A 19,131-nucleotide genomic window follows, 5' to 3' on the forward strand; every position below is an offset into this window, starting at 1 on the left:
CCGGGCCGCGTTTTTCTTGTTCAGCTAGAACTTGATCGAGCTCAGTCGAACCGGCCGCTGGCGTGGGCCAGCATGGTGTAGACCTTGCCGGTCTCCGAGGTGAGATAGGTCTTCGTCAGCATGGAGTCGCGGTCGTCGCGGGCGACTTCCGAGAGCAGGCGCTCGAACTCCTCCACGTAACGGTCCACGGTCTGCCGGAACTCGTCGTCGCTGCGGTACTTGCGGCGGATCTCGTCGAAGGTCTGCTGCCCCTGCAACGTGTAGAGCCGGCGGGTGAAGACGTTGCTCTCGCCGCGGCGATAGCGGTCCCACAGCTCCACGGCCGCGTCGTGATCGATCATCCGCGCGATGTCGACCGAGATCGAATCCAGGGACTCGAGGCTGTTGGTGCGGCTGCGATCCGGGCGGCCGGGGCTCCGGACAGCCTCAGCCGGCTCGTCACGGGAAGCCCGGTTCAGGAGATCCGACAGCCAGCCGCCGCGCGGCCCGCCCTGGCGGGAAGGAGCCTCCTCGCGGCGCGGTGCCGGACGCTCGGCCGCAGGCGGCGCCTGGCGCACGGGCGCAGGAGCCGGGGCGGGAGCGGGGGTCGGGGCTGCAGCCGGCTTCGGCTCGGCCTGGCGGGCCACCGGGGCGGGGGCAGGGGCGGGCGGCGTGGTCTGGGCGATCCGCTGCTCGACTGCGGCGGCCACGGCCGCCATGGTCGCGGCAACCGGCGTCTCGTTCATGGCAGCCTTGCGCGGCTGGGCGGCAGGAACCGCGTCGACGAGGCGGGTCGAGCGGGAGACCAGGGCCGACAATTCGTTGAGGGCCTTGATCTGGTCGGCGACGACCCGGCGCATGTTGGCGGTCGTTTCCTGGGTCTCCTGCGGCAGCTCCACGACGCCGCGGCGCAGCTCGGCGCGGGTGGCCTCCAGCTCGCGCTGGATCTGACCCGTCATGCCGCGCAGCTCGCCCATGGCCTCGCGGAACTTCGCGGTCGCGCCGCTCAGGGCGCTGGCCATCTCGGCGGTTGCCTGCTCGTAGCTGGCGCGCAGGGCCTCCGCCGTGCGCTCGCTCTCGGCGCCGGTCGTGGCGCGGATGCGCTCGAACTGCTCGCCGATGGCGCTCGTGGTGGACTCCGCCGCAGCGGCCAGGACGGAGCCGATCTGGCTCGCCTTGGCCTCGGCCTCCTGGAGGGAGCGCTCCAGCAGGGTGGTGAAGGAGCGGGTGACCGATTCCAGATCCTGCGAGCGCTCGCTGATCCGGTTCAGGAGCTCGTCCAGGGCCTGCTGGCGGCTGGAAAGAGCCTCGTTCATGCGGGCCTCGACGCGCTCCAGGGCGGCCGCAGCCTCCGTGAGGGTGCGCATCTGCTCGCCCGTGGTGTCGGTGAGCGCACGGCCGCGCTCCTCGAGGGTGCGGGCCAGCTCCAGCGCCTGCTGGATTGCGCCGGACGAGACGTGGCGCAGGGCATCGACCTGATCGGCCACCTGATCGGAGGCGCGGCCCGTCTGCGTGGCGATCTCGGAGAGCAGCGACTCGATGTGGTGGACGCGTCCGGCCAGGCCATCCTCGACGGCGCCGAGATTGCTGCTGGCGGAGGCCGCCACCTGCTGGAGCATGCGGTTGGCATCGGTCAGGCGGCCGAGCACCTCGGTGAGTTCGTCCCGCAGGCGCTCGTTGGCGCCGGTGAGGGCTTCCACCGTCTGCTGGGTACCCTCGTCGAGGGCGCTGCGCACGGCCTGCGTCGATTGCAGATAGGAGGCGGTCAGCTCCATCGTGCGCTCCTGGAGCGACGAGAGGAGGGTGCTGCTGCGGTCCTGAAGGGCCTCAACGACCCCATTGGTGCGCTCTTCGAGGTTGCGCAGGGTCGTCTCGCTGATGGCGGCAACCTGCTGGCCGATGACCTCGCCGCGGCTGCCGAGGCTCTCGACGAGCGAAGCCCCTTGCGTGTCGAGGATCGAGCGGATCTCGCCGATGCGGCTGGTGAGCGAACCGAGAACGGCCTGGCCGCGCTCGTCGATGGTCTCCGCGACGCCGGAGAGACGGTTGACGACGCGATCCTCCAGCATGGTCACGCTCTGGTTGAGGGCGGCGGCAAGCTCGTCGGTGCGGCTGCCGAGCGTCGCGGCGATCTCCTCCGCGCGGCTTCCCAAGGTCTGGTTGATCTCGAAGGCGCGGGTGCCGAGGGTCTCCGCGACCTCATCGGCCCGGCTGCTGAGAACCTCGTTGATCGATGCGATGCGGCCGTCCAGCGACTGCCCGATCTGCTCCGCCTTGGAGGCGAGGGTGTCGGCGATGGCGTTGGTCTTGGCCGTGATCGCCTGGCTGATCTCGTCCACGCGGGCCTGAAGGGCCGTGGCCACGTCGCGGCCGCCTTCGGCCATGACGCGGGCCATCTCGCCCGTGCGCACCACGAGGGCCTCGTTGAGGGCCGTGGAGCGGGCGCCGAGAACGCTGTCGACCCGCTCGACGATGGCGTCGAAGCTGGCGGTGATCTCTGAGGTGCGACGGGTGGCATGCTCCTCGAGAGCCGCAAGCTGCGTCGCGATGGCGGTGGTCGCGTCGCGGGCCCGCTCGGAGAAGGACTCGGCCACGGTGCGGCCCTGCACGGTGATGAGGCGGTCCATCTCTTCGAGGCGGCCGGTGATCGTCTCCGTCAGGCTGCCGACGTCGCGGGAGATGCGCTCGGCCACTTCGCTGCCGCGGGTGGTGACGTCCTCCAGGGCCGCGAGGCGGGCGCCGAGGGTCTCCTCCATCTCGCGGGTGCGGCTGTCCACGGTGGTGGACAGGGTCTCAGCCGTGCGGTTGAGGGCGTCGTTGACGCGCGAGCCCTGGCTGGCAATGGCGAGAACGATGTCCCTCGCGGTTGCGGCGAGACGGGTCTGCGCCTCGTCGGTGTGACGGGCGAGAGCGTCCGAAAATTCCTGGCCGCGGGTGTCGAAGGCGGCGCGGAAATCCTCGACCTGAGAGCCCATGAGGGTGGAGAGGCGCTCGCCGGCCTGGGTGAGGCTGGTCTCGAGGGCCTGCCCCTGGACGGTGACGGTTTCGCTGACGCGCTGGCTGGCAGTCTCCAGGCGGCTCGCAAGATCCTCGACGCGGGTGCCGATGGATTCGTCGGCAAGGCGCACGGCGCTTTTCAGGTGCTCGCGCACCTCGCTGCCGCGCAGCACGATCTCGTCAACGACGCCGGTGCCCGTGCTGGCAAGCTGCTCGCGCAGGGCCATGCCGCGGGCTGCGAGCTCCTCGATGACGGAGCTGACGGTAACCGCGAACTCCTCGCGCACGGTGCCGCTGCTGGTGGTGAGGGCTTGAACCAGGGAGGCGCCGGTCTCGGAGAGCTGCTCGCGCAGCTGGGTGCCGCGGGCCACGATCTCCTCGCTCACCGAGGCGCCGGCCGCCGCGATCTGGTCGCGCATCTCGGCGGTGCGGGCCGAGATGTCGTCGGCGATCACGCCGCCGGTGGCGGCGAGCTTCTCGGTGATCTCGGCCCCGCGCTGGGTGAAGCTGTCCTCCAGGGTGCGGGCGGTCTGCTCGAAGGCCTCGCGCACGTCGTTGCCCTGCTGGGCGAGGGCGTCGATGACGCCGCGGCCGGTCTCGGCGAGGGTGCGCGTGACCTGGCTCGCGCCTTCCTGAAGGTGGCGGGTGAGGAGGTCGCCTGTACGCTCGAAGGCGCCGGTGATGTCCTGGGCCTTGCTCTCGAGGGCGGTCGTGATGGTCACGCCCACCTCCGAGATGCCGTTCTTGATCTCGTCGCTGGAGCCCGCGAGGCGCTCCACCAGCTCGACGCCGCGGCTCGCCATCTCCTCGACGACGCGCTCGCCGGCGCGGCCGAGGGCCTGGGTGATGTGGTCGCCCTGCTTTTCGAGCGATGCGGTGACCTTGTCTCCTGCGCCGCTGACGGCGGCGACGACGCGCTCGCTGGCGCCGTCGAGATCCTGGATCAGGCTCTGATGCACGCCGGTGATCGAGCCGCGCACGCGCTCGGCGTTCGAGACGATGGCCTCGCGCTGCGCCACGAGCTCGTCGATCAGCGAGCGGATGCGGATCTCGTTGTCGGAATAGGCGCGCTCGAGGGTGGAGATTTCGCTGCGCACGAGCGTCTCCAGCTCGCCGGCGCGGGCGAGCGCCCGCTCGACGCCGTCACCCACCGCTGCGACCTCGCGGCGCACGGCCTGCGACACGGAGAGCACCGCGTCGGTGGAGAAGTTCTCCGGCTGGGCCAGGCGGGCGGCGACCTCGCCGACGGCGCGGGCCACCATCTTCATCTCCTGCGAGCGCACGGTGAGCATGGCCGCGATGAAGAACAGGAAGATCGGCGCGAGGAGCCCCACGGCCGCGAGCGCCAGCTGCGAGGTCGAGAAGGTGGACAGCAACTGCTCGGGCGTGGTGATGCCCTGCGTGTAGACGAGGGCTCCGATGCCGCCGAGCCAGAGCAGGGAGGCGAGGGCGGCAATCCAGTAGGCGCGGCGCGAGGGGCGGACCTGCAGCGCCTGCAGCATGACGCCGACATTCTGGCGGTCGTCGTTGGCAACCGCGCTCCGGTCGGGGGCGACGAAGCCGGAGCGGGCCATGTCGTTCAGGCGCGGGTCGCGGTCGTCTGCCTGGCCGGAGAGGGAATCGGAGCCGAGACCGAAGGGGCCCCGGGTGAAATCATGGTCGTCGATATCGGGAAGCCTCGGCTCCTCGAAGGCCTTGTCGCCCGGGCGCCCGGGCGTGTGGATCACGAATGTCTCGTCAAGGTTGAGAGCCTGCTCGACAGCCGAAAGGGCCGCCTCAGCCGGGTCCTTCATCTTCTTGTTCTCGGTCGCCATGATCCGCCCTCGTGACGCAACTGATGATGGTTGAAGCCGCATTCCATCCACGAAAAGCAAGGTGAATGCATGACCTCAACCGGCACGGATTAACCATTCAAGGCGCCTCCGCACGGTAATCTGTCATTTACCAAGCAAGTCTAGCGGCCGATCTGAAACAAGGAAACCCGATGTCCCCTGCCACTTGTGAACGTCGTTAACGGCTTAGTAACCTGCTCTGCCGGGGGAATTGCGGCGAAAAAACGGCAGGTCGTGCGCGTATCTCTCGTCTTCCGGCGCCGTCTGTCATAAGTATGCGCCAGCTAGCAGAGGTCCGCAATGATCCAGATCACGTTCATCGATTCCGAGGGAACTGCCCGCACCGTCGAGGCGGAGGAGGGCGCAACCGTGATGGAGACGGCCATCCGCAACGGGATTCCCGGCATCGAGGCGGAATGCGGCGGAGCCTGCTCCTGCGCCACCTGCCATGTCTATGTCGCCGAGGAGTGGGAGACCGCCACCGGCCAGCCCCAGCCGATGGAGGAGGACATGCTCGATTTCGCCTTCGACGTGCGCCCCACCTCGCGCCTTTCCTGCCAGATCCGCGTCCGGCCCGAACTCGACGGCCTCGTCGTCCACACCCCCACGCGCCAGGGCTGAGGCGGAGGAGCGCCCATGTTCAAGACGATTCTCGTTCCCGTCGATCTCGGCGAGGTGGAGGCGGCCAGGCCCGCCATCGACAAGGCGGTGGAGCTTGCGGGCCACTCGGGCGGCAGCCTGCGCCTGATCTATGTGCGCGCCATCGTGCCCGTCACCTATATGGAGTTCATGCCGCCGGCCTTCGACGCGGAGCAGCAGGGCGAGGCCGAGACGAAGCTCGCCGAGGTCGCCGCCGGGGTCGGGATGCCCTCCGAGCGGGTTTCGGCGGTGGTGCGCCTCGGCTCGGTCTATGCCGAGGTTCTGGACGAGGCCGAGAAGACCGGCGCCGACCTCATCGTGGTCGGCTCGCACCGCCCGACCATGGCCACCTACCTGCTCGGCTCCAATGCCGCCACCATCGTGCGCCATGCCCGGTGCTCGGTGCTGGTGGTGAGGGCTTGAACTTTTCCCTCGTTGTCATTCCGGGGCGGCTCGTCAGAGCCGAGCCCGAAATCCATACCCGCCAACGTCGTAGAAAAGCGCGCGACGCTGATCGCCCTTGCTTGAAGCGTCGTGGCTATGGTTCCCGGGCTCCGCTGCGGGCCCGGGATGACGGGACGAATTCACCCCGCCTTCGGCAGCAGTTCCTCCGGCAACGCCTCGGAGCGGAACGGGCGGGGCTTGTTGAGGCGCAGCATCGGCGCGATCTGCCACACGCCGATGAAGGCGAGCAGGCCGCCGAGCAGCGCCACGTCCCTCGCGCCCATGCTGAAGGCCTGCCAGATCAGGTAGAGCATGGCGAGCAGGGAGGCGACGGCCAGGGCAGAAGAAGGCGCCCACAGCCAGAGGGGCTTGCCGGCCACGAACTTCGCCTCCGGGTTGGCGCGCACGATCGCCCGGCACAGGGCCTGGGCGAAGGTGCGGTATTCCCGCGTCAGCTCCTGCGCCTCCACGAGGCTCCGCCAGTCGAGGGAGCCGAAGGTGAAGGACTTGCCGTCCTTCATGACCACCTTGGTGCGGAACGCCCCCTTGGCCAGGCGTCCTGGCTCGTAGGTCATGCGCACGGTGTCCACCGCGCCGAGCCGGACCTCGTGGACCTTGCGGCCGGAATCCACCGTGAGCCTGTCGCCCTCGAGGGTAAAGGAGATCGGCCCGCCGAAAGGCTTGGGGCTGTGGGTGTAGGTTGCGGTCATCGGATCTCTTGCCTGGATCGTCTCAGCGTACCAGCTCGCGCATCGCGTGGTCTATGCCTTCGAGATTGAGCGGGTACATGCGCTCGCCGAAGAGCTGGCGGATCAGGGTGATGGATTGGGTGTAGCCCCAGTGCGGCTTCGGCACCGGGTTGAGCCAGACCGCCCGGGGAAAATGATCGAGAACGCGCCGCAGCCAGACCCCGCCGGCCTCCTCGTTCCAGTGCTCCACCGAGCCGCCGGGATGGGTGATCTCGTAGGGGCTCATGGAGGCGTCGCCCACGAAGACCACGCGGTAGTCGGACGGGTAGGTGCGGATCACGTCGAGGGTGGGGATCTTCTCGTCGAAGCGCCGGCGGTTCTCCTTCCAGAGGTGCTCGTAGACGCAGTTGTGGAAGTAGAAGTGCTCGAAGTGCTTGAACTCCAGCCGCGCCGCCGAGAACAGCTCTTCCGCGATCTCGATGTGCCAGTCCATGGACCCGCCCACATCCAGGAAGAGCAGCACCTTCACGGCGTTGCGGCGCTCGGGCCGCAGGCGCACGTCGAGATAGCCCTTGTGGGCGGTCTCGTGGATCGTCTCGTCCAGGTCGAGCTCCTCCGGCGCACCGGTGCGGGCGAATCGGCGCAGGCGTCTCAGGGCGATGCGCATGTTGCGGACGCCGAGCTCCACGCTGTCGTCGAAATCCTTGAACTCGCGCTTGTCCCAGACCTTCACGGCGCGGAAGTTGCGGTTGCCCTCCTGGCCGATGCGCACGCCTTCCGGGTTGTAGCCGTAGGCCCCATAGGGCGAGGTTCCGGCCGTGCCGATCCACTTGTTGCCGCCCTGGTGGCGGCCCTTCTGCTCCTCCAGCCGCTTCTTCAGGTTCTCCCAGAGCTTGTCCCAGCCCATGGCTTCGATCTGGCGCTTCTCCTCCTCCGTGAGGTAGCGCTCGGCGAGCTTGCGCAGCCATTCCTCCGGGATGCCGGTCTTCTCAAGGGCTTGGCCCATGCTCTCGAGACCCTTGAACACCTGTGAGAAGACCCGGTCGAACTTGTCGAAATGCCGCTCGTCCTTCACCAGACAGGTGCGGGAGAGGTAGTAGAACTCCTCCACGCTCTTGTCGGCGAGATCCCGGTCGAGCGCCTCCAGCAGGGACAGGTATTCCCTCAGCGAGACGGGCACCTTGGCCGCGCGCAGCTCTGTGAAGAAGGTGAGGAACATCGCGCCAGTCTCCGGCAACGGGGACGAAGGTCAAGACTCAATCGGGCCGCCCGGTTCAGACCCTCACTTCCCGACGGTGCGCCGGGCCCGGAACTCGCTACGGTCGGGCTTGCGGGGGTTCCTTCTCAGGACCGCGCGGAACTCGTCCCGCCGCTCGTGGATGGAGGCGATGACGAGGCCCATGGGCACCCCGATATCCGCCAGAACCGCCTCGCTGAGCTGCAGCGAGGCCTCGATGGTCTCCGGCACGGCATCGTCCACCCCCAGATCGTAGAGCTGGGCCGCATGCTTGTCGTCGCGGGCGCGGGACACGATGGTGATGTCGGGCCGCTCCTGCCGGGCGGCGGCCACGACCGCCCCGATGGCGCTCGGGGTATCCAGGGTGATGACGAGGGCCCGGGCCTGCTCGATGCCGCAGGCGCGCAGGAACTCCGGGTGGGAGCCGTCGCCGAAATAGACGGGCTTTCCGGCCTTCCGCTGCTCGGCGACCCTGACCGGATCCATGTCGATGGCAAGATGGGGCACTTTGTGGCGCTGGAGCATGTCGCCCACGAGCTGCCCGACCCGGCCGTAGCCCGCAACGATGACGCGCCCGGGCTCCTCCGGGGGCGGGGGAGCAGCAGCGGCCCAATCGAGGGAGCGCTTCTTCTCCATCCGGCGGCTGAGGCGGCGGCCGAGGCGCGCGAAGAAGGGAATCGCCACCATGGTGAGGGTGGTCACCAGCAGGAGGTTCTGCCCCGGCTCGAGGGGGACGAGCCCTGCCGCCATGGCGCTGCCGAGGATGACGAGGGCGAACTCGCCGCCGGGACCGAGCAGCAGGCCCGTCTCGGCGGCTTCCGCCGCATTGAGCCCGAAGGGGCGGCTCAGCCAGTAGATGATGACGCTCTTGAGGGCGACGACGAAGGTCGCCACCGCCAGGATGGTGAGGGGAGCCTCGAGGAAGCGGGACGCGTCCAGGCTCATGCCCACGGAGACGAAGAAGACGCCGAGCAGCAGGCCCTTGAAAGGCTGGATCGTGGTGTCGACGGCGCGGCGGTACTCGGTCTCCGACAGGAGAATGCCGGCGATGAAGGCCCCGAGCGCCATGGACAGGCCGCTCACGGCGGCGACCAGGCTCGTGACCATCACCACGAGCAGGCAGGCGGCCATGAAAAGCTCAGGGCTCTTGGTGACCGAGACCATCTGGAAGAACGGCCGCAGGACGATCCGCCCCAGCACGACGATGACGGCCAGCGCGAGTCCTGCCTGGAGGAGCGCCGTCGCCATGGTGAGCGCGGTCACCTCCGGCTGGCGCGTGTCCAGCACCGCGATGGTGAGCAGGATCGGGGCGACGGCCAGATCCTGGAAGAGCAGGGCCGAGAAGCTGGCGCGCCCGGGCGTGGTGTTGAGGCGCTTCTGCTCGGCCAGCACGGGCAGGACGATGGCCGTGGAGGAGAGGGCGAAGGCGATGCCGATCACGACGGCGGCCGTGACCGTGTCGACGACCTTGAAGGCGAAGAGGCTCAGGGCCAGGGTGCAGAGCAGGACCTGGAGGGACCCAAATCCGAAGACCATGCGGCGCAGGAGGCGCAGGCGCTGCCAGGACAGCTCGATGCCGATGGTGAACAGGAGGAACACCACGCCGAACTCGGCCAGGCGCGAGGTGCCCTCGGGATTGGTGAAGGTCAGCCAGTCGATCCAGGGATAGGACGGGATCAGCCGGCCGAGCCCATAGGGTCCCAGCAACGCGCCGGCTGCCAGGAACCCCAGCACCGGGCTTACCTTAAGCCTGTGAAAGAGGGGAACGACGATGCCTGCCGTTGCCAGAAAAAGAATGGGTTCCTGATAGGCGTGCAGGTCTATCGCAGCGGCCATTGCTTCCTTCCGGTCGAGGCTATTGTCGTTCTAGCGGTAAGGGATGCGCAAGGGGTTAATGCCGCATGAGGCGGATGGAGGCCGCGACATGAGCGCATGAGCGCCCATGCAGTGACCCACATGCGCGTCATCCCGGACGCCGCAAGGCGATCCGGGATCGTGTGCAGAATAAGGTGCTGACCTCGTCTCGCGATCCCGGGTTCTGCTTCGCAGCCCCGGGATGACGCCGTATTTTACCCCAGCGTCGCCAGCGCCTGCGCCAGATCGGCCACCAGGTCGTCCGGATGCTCGATGCCGATGGAGACGCGGATCGTGGCGTCGGTGACGCCGAGGCGGTCGCGGGTTTCCTTCGGCACGCCGGAATGGGTGGTGGAGGCCGGGTGCGAGATCAGCGACTCGGTGCCGCCCAGGCTCACCGCCAGCTTGAACACCTGCAGCGCGTTGAGCACCTTGAAGGCCTCCGCCTCTCCCCCCTTCACGTCGAAGGAGAAGGTGGAGCCAGGCGCGTCGCACTGGGCCTCGTAGACCTGACGGGCGCGGGAATCCTCCGGCAGGTAGGCAAGGTGATGGACCTTGGCCACGCTCGGGTGCTCGTGCAGGAATGCCGCCACGATCTCCGCATTGCGGTTTGCCGCGTTCATGCGAAGCGCCAGGGTCTCCAGCGAGCGGCCCAGCATCCAGCAGGAATGCGGATCGAGCTGCGTGCCGATGGAGGAGCGCAGCAGGCGCACCGTCTTCATCAGCTCCTTGGAGCCCAGCGCCGCGCCGGCGATCAGGTCCGAATGGCCGCCCACGTATTTCGTCAGCGAATAGACCGAGATGTCGGCGCCGTGCTGCAGCGGCTTCTGGAAGACCGGGCCGAGCAGGGTGTTGTCGCAGACGATGACCGGGCGGTGCCCCTGGGCTGCGCCGATCTCGTCCGCCACGGTGCGGATGAGGGCGACATCGACAAGGGTGTTGAGGGGATTGGAGGGCGTCTCGATCTTGATGACCGAGACGCGGCCCTTGGCCATGGCTTCCTTGGCCGCAGCCCGGATGCCCGCCCCGTCGACCCCGTCGCCGAAGCCCACGGCGCCGATGTTCATGTTGGCCAGGGTCTTGGCGATCAGGGTCTCCGTGCCGCCATAAAGGGGCTGCGAGTGCAGGATCACGTCGCCGGGCCGGGCGAAGGCCAGGATCGTGGTGGCGATGGCCGACATGCCGGACGAGAAGAGGAGGCCGGCCTCAGCCTCCTCGAAGATGGCGAGCCGGTCCTCGACGATCTCGGAATTCGGGTGGTTGAAGCGGGAATAGACCAGGCCCGCCGCCTCGCCCTGAGGCGGCTCGCGCCGCCCCGCCACGTAGTCGAAGAACTCCTTGCCGTGCTCGGCGCTGTTGAACACGAAGGTGGAGGTCAGGAAGACCGGGGGCTTCACCGCGCCTTCCGACAGGGTCGGATCGTAGCCGTAGCCCAGCATCAGGGTCTCGGGCTTCAGCTTATGATTGCCGATGCGGTCCTTGTGGTAGCGGTTGTATGCCATAGGTCATGTCTCCCATTTGTTTGTCATGGGCTTAGCCTATGAAGGCGATTGCCGAAAGGCGGGGGCAGGACTTAGGGTCTGATAAAGCGAGGAAGAGTGGAATGGCGCGTTTTGCCGGAACCGAATCGTATGTGGCCACGGAGGACCTCACGGTTGCCGTCAATGCCGCGATCACGCTGGAGCGGCCGCTCCTGGTGAAGGGCGAGCCCGGCACGGGCAAGTCGGTCCTGGCGGAGGAGATCGCCCGGAGCCTGGGCGCCCCGCTGATCACCTGGCACATCAAGTCCACCACCAAGGCCCAGCAGGGGCTCTACGAGTACGATGCGGTCTCGCGCCTTCGCGACAGCCAGCTCGGCGACCCGCGGGTGTCGGACATCCGCAACTACATCAAGCGCGGCAAGCTGTGGGAGGCCTTCGCCTCTGACGTCCGCCCGGTGCTGCTGATCGACGAGATCGACAAGGCCGACATCGAGTTCCCGAACGACCTCCTGCTCGAGCTCGACCGGATGGAGTTCTTCGTCTACGAGACGGGCGAAACGGTCAAAGCGGCCCAGCGCCCCATCGTCGTCATCACCTCCAACAACGAGAAGGAGCTCCCGGACGCGTTCCTGCGCCGCTGCTTCTTCCACTACATCAAGTTCCCGGACCCCGAGACCATGGCCCGGATCGTCGAGGTGCATTACCCGGGCATCAAGCACCGGCTGGTCGAGGAGGCCCTCAAAATCTTCTTCGAGGTGCGCGAGGTCCCAGGCCTCAGGAAGAAGCCCTCGACCTCCGAGCTGCTCGACTGGCTCAAGCTCCTGCTCTCGGAGGATATCGGCCCCGAGCAGCTGCGCGAGCGCGACACCCGCAAGCTCATCCCGCCGCTCCATGGCGCCCTCCTGAAGAACGAGCAGGATGTGAGCCTGTTCGAGAAGCTGGCCTTCATCGCCCGGCGGGAGGGGCGCTGATGCTGCGCCTCCTGCTCCTCCGTCACGCCAAGGCCGCCTGGCCCGCGGGCATTCTCGACGTCGACCGGCCCCTCGCCCAGCGCGGGCAGGCGGCGGCGCTCCTCATGGGCGGCTACCTGAAGAAGGAGCGGCTCGAGCCCGATCTCGCCATCGTCTCCTCGGCGCGGCGCACCCAGGAAACCTGGGAGCGGGTGCAGCCCTATCTCGGCGAGATCGAGATGCGGCCGGACGGGCGGATCTACGAGGCGCCCGTCAGCCGCCTCGTGGAGGTGGTGCGGGAGGTTGAGCCGGGAATCCGCACCCTGCTGGTCATCGGGCACAATCCCGGCTTCGAGGATCTCGCCAAGCTACTCATCGGCGAAGGCGACATGGACGGCATCCTCCGGCTCGGCCAGAAATTTCCCACGGCGGGTCTCGCAGTGATCGACTTTGCCCTGGAACGCTGGGCCGATGTCGCGCACAAATCCGGCCGGCTCGACCGCTTCGTGACGCCGAAGTCGCTCGGCAGCGGCGAGGACGACTAGGCCCCTCCTGACCCTGCCAGATCGAGATACAGCAGTTCCTCGTCGTAGAACGTGTCGCCGACCCGAAGGGCCTTGCGCTGGATCCCGTAAGGCTTGAATCCGAGCCCGTGATAGGTGCGCCGGGCTCCATCGTTCGTGAGTCCCACGGCCGCTTCCAGCATGATCACATGCTGGCAGGCATGATCGATCACCTGTTGGACGAGCCTTTTGGCGATGTGGCGCCCGCGCCATTCCGCCTTCACGTAGACACCCCACAGAAGACCCTTGTGACGGGCCTTCATCCGGTCGTAGACCGCAAAGCCCGCCATGCCGACGAGAGCGTGATCGGCAAAGGCCCCAAAGACCGCATTCGGGCTTGCGGACAGGCGCGCCCGGATCGTCTCGAGCGGTACCGAGACATCCTCCTCGTAGCTCGCGCCGAAGGCCTCTGGCGCGACGGTGAGCCCTTCGAGCCTCAGGGCGCGGAACGCTTCAGCGTCCGCTGGTTCGAGAGGACGGATCAGGATGTCTGAGGTCATGGAGGTCCGCTGCCAGTGAGAGGCGTATTCGTGGAATGCACGATCCTCGCGGTCAAGGGAGGGGCTTGAGGATGAACCTATCCGCCCCACCATCGTTTGGCCTGAAACCTTCCTGATTGTTCCTGGCCGAAGCGGGGCTGATCCTCATCATGCTGCCTCAGACCTTTTATGCGCTCGTCCTTGCGGCTCGCGCGCTCCTGCCGGGCGAGTTTGATCCCGGAGGCGGGGGTGCCTTGCAGCCCGAGCCGCAGGCCGGGGCGGTGCGCTACGAACCCGGCACGCGCGAGGTCACCAACTGGCGCTCGGAGGCCGTCGATGCCCTGGAGCCGAAGCCCGTTGTGGCCATGGCCGCCCTGTTCCGGGCCGAGCGGCCCTTCGTGAGCCGCTGCGTGAAGCTCAACAACTACTGGTGCATCAAGAGCGCCCGCTGGAACGGGGAGATCGCCACGGACAGCGAGGGCCATGTGGGCTTCGTCTCCGCCGAGCACGGAGCGGATGCCGCCGCCGCCCTGCTGCGGCGCTACTATCTGGAATTCAACCGCAAATCCGCCCTCGACATCGTGCGCCGCTGGGCGCCGGCCGAGTGCAACGTGGCGACCGGAATCGGCGGCCTTGCGGTTCTGGCGGTCAGGGGGATCGGCGGCACGGTGCGCGCTCAGTACCTCGCCTCGCGCAGGCGGGGAGGGGCGGTGCGCTACACCGCGAAAGCGGGCCCCGGCGGCAGGCCCGGGCGCGTCTCCATGGTGATCCCGATGGCGCCGAAGACGCCGCAATACCGGGTGCCGAGCATCGCCGCCGGCATGGGCGAGAGGCCGAAGCCCGCCAAGCCGCCGGAGCCTCCTGTCGCTGCCCGCCGCAAGCCTGCGGAGCCCAACGCGACCGCATCGGTGGCACCAAAGCCCGCACCGAAGGTCCATAGTGCCATGGCCTGCCCCTCCGAGGAGCAGCGCCACCGCAATTATGCGAGCCGCATGGTCGAGGGCCTGGGCCTGGGGCCTTCCGACGACCTGAAGCTCTTTGCGGAGGACGGCACGCCCCTGCCCAACCTTGCTCACGTGATGCTCGCCATGTCGGCCTTCGAGCTCGGAGCCCTGCGGGCGAGCCCCGACCTTGTGGAGGGCGCTATCGAGCGGGCGGTCGCGAGGGTGAAGGGAAGCGCACAACCGGGTGCGCAGAAGGCCGAGCTCCCTGCAGGCGGGTCTCGGGCTCCGGAGCGTTAGACGCGCCTTGCGCGTTAGGACTTCAAGCCCCACCTGTAAGCTTGGCTTGAGAGCAGTAGGTTCATCTTCGTGTCCGTCATCACCGATCTCGCCTCCCGCGCCGGCTCCGCGGCGCAATCGCTCTGGGAGGCCTCCGGCCAGCTGATCCAGCCCTCCCTCCGCCTCGGCGTCACCGGGCTCGCCCGCTCGGGCAAGACCGTCTTCACCACCGCTCTCGTCCATCATCTGACCCGCGGCACGAGCCTGCCGGCCTTCCGGGCTTCGGCCGAGGGCCGGATCAGGCGCGCGCACCTGGCGCATCAGCCTGACGACGCCGTGCCGCGCTTTCCCTTCGAGGAGCACATGGCGGCTCTCACCGAGGGCCGCCGCTGGCCGCAATCCACGAACCGGATCAGCGAGCTGCGGGTCGACATCGAATACGAGCGCAAGACCGGCTGGCGCACGGGCCCCGCCTCGCTCGCCCTCGACATCGTGGATTATCCCGGCGAATGGCTGCTCGACCTGGCGCTTCTCGATGCAGGCTATGCCGAGTGGTCCCGCCAGACGGTTCAAGCGAGCCGCAGGCGCGACCGCGCGCCCGTTGCGGGACCCTGGCACGAGGCTCTGAAAACCCTCGATCCCTCAGGCCCTTCCGACGAGGTGCTCGCATCGAAGGCAAGCGAAGCCTTCAAGGAGTACCTGACGGGCCTGCGCGCGGGGGCCGAGGCGGTGGCGACGACGCCCCCGGGCCGCTTCCTCATGCCGGGCGATCTCGCCGGCTCGCCCGCTCTCACCTTCGCGCCGCTCGACCTGGCGCAGGGCCAGGCCATCGCGCCGGGGAGCTTCGCAGCCCTCATGGAACGGCGCTTCGAGGCCTACAAGACCCATGTGGTCCGCCCCTTCTTCCGCGATCACTTCCAGCGCATCGACCGGCAGATCGTGCTGGTGGACGTGCTCGCCGCCATCGATGCGGGACCTGCGGCGCTGGCCGAACTCGAGGAGGCGCTGGATCAGGTGCTGATGGCCTTCCGCATCGGGCGCAACACGCTCCTCTCCCGGCTGTTTTCGCCCCGCGCCGACCGGGTTCTCTTTGCCGCGACGAAGGCCGACCACATCCACCACACCGATCACGACCGGCTCGATGCGATCCTGCGCCTGCTCGTGAACCGCGCCTCGCGGCGGACCGAGGCCGCGGGGGCGCGGGTCGGCACGGTGGCGCTGGCCTCCGTCCGCGCGACCCGCGAGACGACCATCCGCGAGGGGCGCGAGACCCTGCGCGCCGTGGCCGGCATTCCGGAGGCGGGCGAGCGGGTCGGCGAGGAGGTCTTCGACGGGGAGGCCGAGGCGGCAATCTTTCCCGGAGAGCTTCCGGAGACGGCGGAGGCCGTGTTCCAGGGCGCGGTGCCGCCGGGCTCCCTGCGCTTCCCGCGCTTCCGCCCTCCGAAGCTGCCGGTGGATGCGGCGGGCCGCATGGCCAAGATGCCCCACATCCGCCTCGACCGCGCCCTTGAATTCCTGCTGGGGGACCGTTTCGCATGAGCCGCCAACCGCGCGCCTATCGCCTGGACGATCCGAACATCTCCGCCGGCGCCGTGCAGGTCACGGAGGAGCCCTTCGATGCCATCGAGGCCGCGGACGGCATCGTGGTGCCCATGGGCGAGAAGCGGCGGGCGCCCTGGCTCGGCATCCTGCTCTCGGCGCTGTCCGGCCTCCTCCTGCTTGGGTTGGGCCTGGCGGTCGAGACCCTGATCGTGGACCTCTATGCCATCGCCCCCGGGCTGGGCTGGCTGGCGCTCGCCCTCGCGGCTCTGGCCCTGCTGGCCTTCCTGGCGCTCGTCGGGCGCGAGATCTCCGGCATCTGGCGCGAGCAGAAGATCGAGAGCCTGCGCGAGGCGGCGGTGGATGCGCTCGCCGTGAAGGATCACAAGGCGGCCAAGGGCATCGTCGCCGATCTCATCGGCCTCTATGGCGGTCGCTCCGCCGCCACGCAGGGGAGCGCGCGGCTCAAGGCCCTCACCGACGAGATCATCGATGCTGACGACCGCCTCGCCATCGCGGAGCGGGAGCTCCTCGCGCCCCTCGACGCCCAGGCAAAGCGGGCGATCGCGGGAGCGGCGCAGCAGGTTTCCCTCGTGACGGCGGTGAGCCCGCGAGCCATCGTCGATGTGGCCTTCGTGATCTTCGCGGCGGTCCGCCTCCTGCGCACCCTGGCGCGGATCTATGGCGGGCGGCCGGGCCTGCTCGGTTTCCTGCGGCTCGCCAAGGCCGCCTTCAACCATCTGGCCGTCACGGGAGGCGTGGCCGTCGGCGACAGCCTCATGCAGCAGGTGCTGGGGCTGGGCCTCGCGGCGCGGATCTCCGCCAAGCTCGGGGAGGGGGTGCTGAACGGCCTCATGACGGCCCGGTTCGGCTTGGCGGCCCTCTCCGTCTGCCGGCCACTCCCCTTCATCCGCGAGGAGGCGCCCAAGATCGGGGATGTGGCCGGCGAACTCATCAGCCGGGCGGAGGCCGCCGCCTCCTGAGGCCGAGCCCGTCCCGACGGGTGCGACATATCGTGCAGCTTGGGCCTTGCGGCTGTCTTTCCAAGCCCGGCAGGGTTTGCGCCCTGCCTCTTAGACAAAGCGATGACACTTAATCTCGTTGTCGTGGCCCCTGCTTGCCTATATAGGGGCGCCACAGCTCATCGGGGAAGAACGGCTGAACATGACTGATAGCGTGATCGATGAAGGCTACCGTCCGTCAGAAGACGAACCTTTCATGAATGAACGGCAAAGGGAGTACTTCAGGCGCAAGCTGATCCGTTGGAAGAACGATATCCTCAAGGAGGCTCAGGAAACCCTCGCGACCTTGCAGAGCGAGAACGAGAACCATCCTGATCTTGCGGATCGCGCCTCCTCCGAGACGGATCGCGCCATCGAGCTTCGTGCCCGGGACCGTCAGCGCAAGCTGATCGCCAAGATCGATGCGGCCCTGGCGCGGATCGAGGACGGCTCCTACGGCTATTGCGAGGAGACGGGCGATCCGATCTCTCTCAAGCGGCTCGAGGCCCGCCCGATTGCAACCCTGTCCCTCGAGGCGCAGGAGCGCCACGAGCGGAACGAGAGGGTCTACCGGGACGATTGAGGACCGGCATTCCGAAATGGAAAAGGGCTCCGCTTGCGGAGCCCTTTTCGTTTGCACGACCGGTTCGTGGCGGCGAGCCCGTCACCCCTTCTTGCTGGGATCGAGCGGGCGGCCGAGCAGGCGGGCGAATTCCGCCTCGATGTCCTCGACCGAGAAGGGATCCGCCGGCTTCTGGGAAGCCGGAGGCGGCTCCTTGGCCTGGGGCGGCAGGGGCGCCGCAACCGGCGGCCGGGGAGGAGGCGGGGGGGCAGGCGGTGTTGCGGGCCGCACCAGTTCGACTGCCGGAGCCGGCTGAACCGGAGCCGTGGCTTCCGGCTCCTCCTCGGCAAAGGCGTCGTCCTTCTGCCGCTCCTCGTAGCCGTCTGCTGGCTCCTCCGGGGCGACGGGATCGAGGCGGTCTTCCTCCTCGTCCCTGACGTCGTCGTAGACGGCAGGCTCATGGATGGCAGGCGCCGCAGGCGGTGCGGGAGGGGCCACAGGCGCTACCGAAGGCGGAGTCACGGGGCTCGCCGGGCGCTTGAGCGCCTCCTCGAGCTGCTTGGCCATGTCGGAGAGAAGGGCCGCGTCGGGACCCGACCGCTCGGAGGCGGCGGGACGCTCGACCGGGGCCGGCTGGGGCGGGCGAACGGGCTCGGGGGGTGCCGGGGGCACGGGGGTCGGCCTGGATTGGAACGGTGGGGGCGTGAAATGCGGACGGGGCTCCGGACGCTCCTCCGGAAGCGCGGGGATGGGGGGAGCGCTCGGCGCAGGAGGCGTCCTGGCCTCGGCGCGCAATCCCTGGATCGCCGGGGGAGCCGATGCGGCGACGGCATCAGGCTTCAGCACAGGCTCGCGGTGAGCCGATGCCGGCGCGCTCGCGGTCGCGATCGGAGAAAGCTCCTCGTCGATGTCGGATTCCTCCGAGGGGCGGCGCACGAAGGCGCCGAGCTGGGCGGCGAGCTGGCTCTCGATGGAAGGACGTCCGTTCGGCTCGACCTGGGGAGCGCGGGGAGCCTGATCGACCGGCGGCTCGAGGCGCTCGGGACCCGGATCGACGGACGGAGCGGGAATGCGCGCGCCTGCCACGCGAACGATGTTGGTCTCGATCACCACGTCGTTCGGGCCGCCGATGAGGAGCAGATGCTCGACGTTGTCCCGGCGCAGCAGGAGGAGTTGGCGCTGGCGGTCGAGATCATACACGTCGACGATGCCGAGCCGGGGCTGGCGGCTGCGGCCGCGATCGCTGCCCGGCATCATGAGGCGGGCGCCTGTCAGCTTGCGGAAGACGACACCGAACAGCACGAGCAGGATCAGGATGATCGCAAACGCAATCGCGAATTGGACTGCTCGTGATGCTTCGAGACCAAAAAGAGATGACACGTTGTACTCTCAAGTGTTAGCCGGCCTTCGCAGGCCACTTCTGTGTTGGTTGTACCACATTGACTGCCAAAGCCAGCGGCAAGGTTAACAGATGGTTAACAGCCTCCGGCCCGCGCATGCAGGTCTGCGGTCGGGAACGGATCCCGGCGATCCGTCCAAGATGGGTCGGACTTGCGTTTCATCAAGCAAAATAAGGATTTCCTATGACGCCCACGCTCCGCACGAGGCGTGCGGCGCCGTTCCGGCCCTTGCGCTCACGCAGGTTGGAGCCTTAGAGGTCAGTCA

Annotated in this window: 15 protein-coding genes; 8 read left to right on the forward strand and 7 right to left on the reverse strand. The window is 68.3% G+C overall.

Going from position 1 to position 19,131, the window contains the following annotated elements; all coding sequences use genetic code 11:
* Nucleotides 1-41: 41 nt before the first annotated feature.
* Nucleotides 42-4,790: an apolipoprotein A1/A4/E family protein gene (locus GR303_RS08020; RefSeq protein WP_161722461.1), complete on the reverse strand. Its 4,749-nt coding sequence runs from the start codon at nucleotides 4,788-4,790 to the stop codon at nucleotides 42-44.
* A 318-nt stretch (nucleotides 4,791-5,108) separates the two neighbouring features.
* Between GR303_RS08020 and GR303_RS08025 the strand changes: the two genes are divergently transcribed.
* Nucleotides 5,109-5,429 carry a 2Fe-2S iron-sulfur cluster-binding protein gene (locus GR303_RS08025; RefSeq protein ID WP_161722460.1) on the forward strand — a complete coding sequence of 107 codons (321 nt, stop codon included), beginning with the start codon at nucleotides 5,109-5,111 and terminating at the stop codon, nucleotides 5,427-5,429.
* Between the two features lie 15 nt (nucleotides 5,430-5,444).
* Complete coding sequence (locus tag GR303_RS08030; RefSeq protein WP_161722459.1) at nucleotides 5,445-5,870, forward strand: universal stress protein; 426 nt, start codon at nucleotides 5,445-5,447, stop codon at nucleotides 5,868-5,870.
* A gap of 161 nt (nucleotides 5,871-6,031) precedes the next feature.
* On the opposite strand, the gene GR303_RS08035 is transcribed toward GR303_RS08030, so the two are convergent.
* The 4 genes from GR303_RS08035 to GR303_RS08050 all read right to left on the reverse strand — a co-directional run bounded on the left by GR303_RS08035 (nucleotide 6,032) and on the right by GR303_RS08050 (nucleotide 11,173).
* Nucleotides 6,032-6,601 (reverse strand): hypothetical protein, encoded by a 570-nt coding sequence (locus GR303_RS08035; protein ID WP_161722458.1) that lies wholly within the window; start codon nucleotides 6,599-6,601, stop codon nucleotides 6,032-6,034.
* A 22-nt stretch (nucleotides 6,602-6,623) separates the two neighbouring features.
* Nucleotides 6,624-7,799, reverse strand: coding sequence for a vWA domain-containing protein (locus GR303_RS08040; protein WP_161722457.1), 1,176 nt, complete (start codon nucleotides 7,797-7,799; stop codon nucleotides 6,624-6,626).
* Between the two features lie 63 nt (nucleotides 7,800-7,862).
* Entirely contained in the window at nucleotides 7,863-9,653 is a 1,791-nt protein-coding gene (locus tag GR303_RS08045) for a cation:proton antiporter domain-containing protein (protein WP_161722456.1), read from the reverse strand.
* Between the two features lie 233 nt (nucleotides 9,654-9,886).
* The gene (locus GR303_RS08050) at nucleotides 9,887-11,173 is read right to left on the reverse strand and encodes a cystathionine gamma-synthase family protein (RefSeq protein WP_161722455.1); all 1,287 of its coding nucleotides are present in this window, start codon (nucleotides 11,171-11,173) and stop codon (nucleotides 9,887-9,889) included.
* A 101-nt stretch (nucleotides 11,174-11,274) separates the two neighbouring features.
* Here GR303_RS08050 and GR303_RS08055 point away from each other — a divergent pair, with 101 nt between their 5' ends.
* Together GR303_RS08055 and GR303_RS08060 are read left to right on the forward strand one after the other, a co-directional pair.
* On the forward strand, nucleotides 11,275-12,123 hold the full coding sequence (locus GR303_RS08055; protein WP_161722454.1) for an AAA family ATPase: 849 nt from the start codon (nucleotides 11,275-11,277) through the stop codon (nucleotides 12,121-12,123).
* Nucleotides 12,123-12,647: a SixA phosphatase family protein gene (locus GR303_RS08060; protein WP_161722453.1), complete on the forward strand. Its 525-nt coding sequence runs from the start codon at nucleotides 12,123-12,125 to the stop codon at nucleotides 12,645-12,647. The genes GR303_RS08055 and GR303_RS08060 overlap by 1 nt, the downstream gene beginning before the upstream one ends.
* Here the strand turns inward: GR303_RS08060 and GR303_RS08065 are convergent.
* A complete protein-coding gene (locus GR303_RS08065) occupies nucleotides 12,644-13,165 on the reverse strand; it encodes a GNAT family N-acetyltransferase (protein ID WP_161722452.1) in 522 nt (173 codons plus the stop codon). The two genes, GR303_RS08060 and GR303_RS08065, sit on opposite strands and share 4 nt — an antisense overlap.
* Nucleotides 13,166-13,314: 149 nt before the next feature.
* Here GR303_RS08065 and GR303_RS08070 point away from each other — a divergent pair, with 149 nt between their 5' ends.
* From GR303_RS08070 to dksA, 4 genes are all read left to right on the forward strand, one after another.
* Nucleotides 13,315-14,385 (forward strand): hypothetical protein, encoded by a 1,071-nt coding sequence (locus GR303_RS08070; protein ID WP_161722451.1) that lies wholly within the window; start codon nucleotides 13,315-13,317, stop codon nucleotides 14,383-14,385.
* A gap of 69 nt (nucleotides 14,386-14,454) precedes the next feature.
* Nucleotides 14,455-15,903 (forward strand): YcjX family protein, encoded by a 1,449-nt coding sequence (locus GR303_RS08075; RefSeq protein WP_161722450.1) that lies wholly within the window; start codon nucleotides 14,455-14,457, stop codon nucleotides 15,901-15,903.
* Nucleotides 15,900-16,886 carry a YcjF family protein gene (locus tag GR303_RS08080; protein ID WP_161722449.1) on the forward strand — a complete coding sequence of 329 codons (987 nt, stop codon included), beginning with the start codon at nucleotides 15,900-15,902 and terminating at the stop codon, nucleotides 16,884-16,886. Before GR303_RS08075 ends, GR303_RS08080 begins: the two co-directional genes overlap by 4 nt.
* A gap of 181 nt (nucleotides 16,887-17,067) precedes the next feature.
* Nucleotides 17,068-17,487 carry an RNA polymerase-binding protein DksA gene (gene dksA / locus GR303_RS08085; RefSeq protein ID WP_161722448.1) on the forward strand — a complete coding sequence of 140 codons (420 nt, stop codon included), beginning with the start codon at nucleotides 17,068-17,070 and terminating at the stop codon, nucleotides 17,485-17,487.
* A gap of 81 nt (nucleotides 17,488-17,568) precedes the next feature.
* On the opposite strand, the gene GR303_RS08090 is transcribed toward dksA, so the two are convergent.
* A complete protein-coding gene (locus GR303_RS08090; protein ID WP_161722447.1) occupies nucleotides 17,569-18,846 on the reverse strand; it encodes a hypothetical protein in 1,278 nt (425 codons plus the stop codon).
* Nucleotides 18,847-19,131 lie beyond the last annotated feature (285 nt).

Origin of the sequence: Microvirga arsenatis (genome assembly GCF_009910705.1) — a bacterium.
Classification (GTDB): Bacteria; Pseudomonadota; Alphaproteobacteria; order Rhizobiales; family Beijerinckiaceae; genus Microvirga; species Microvirga arsenatis.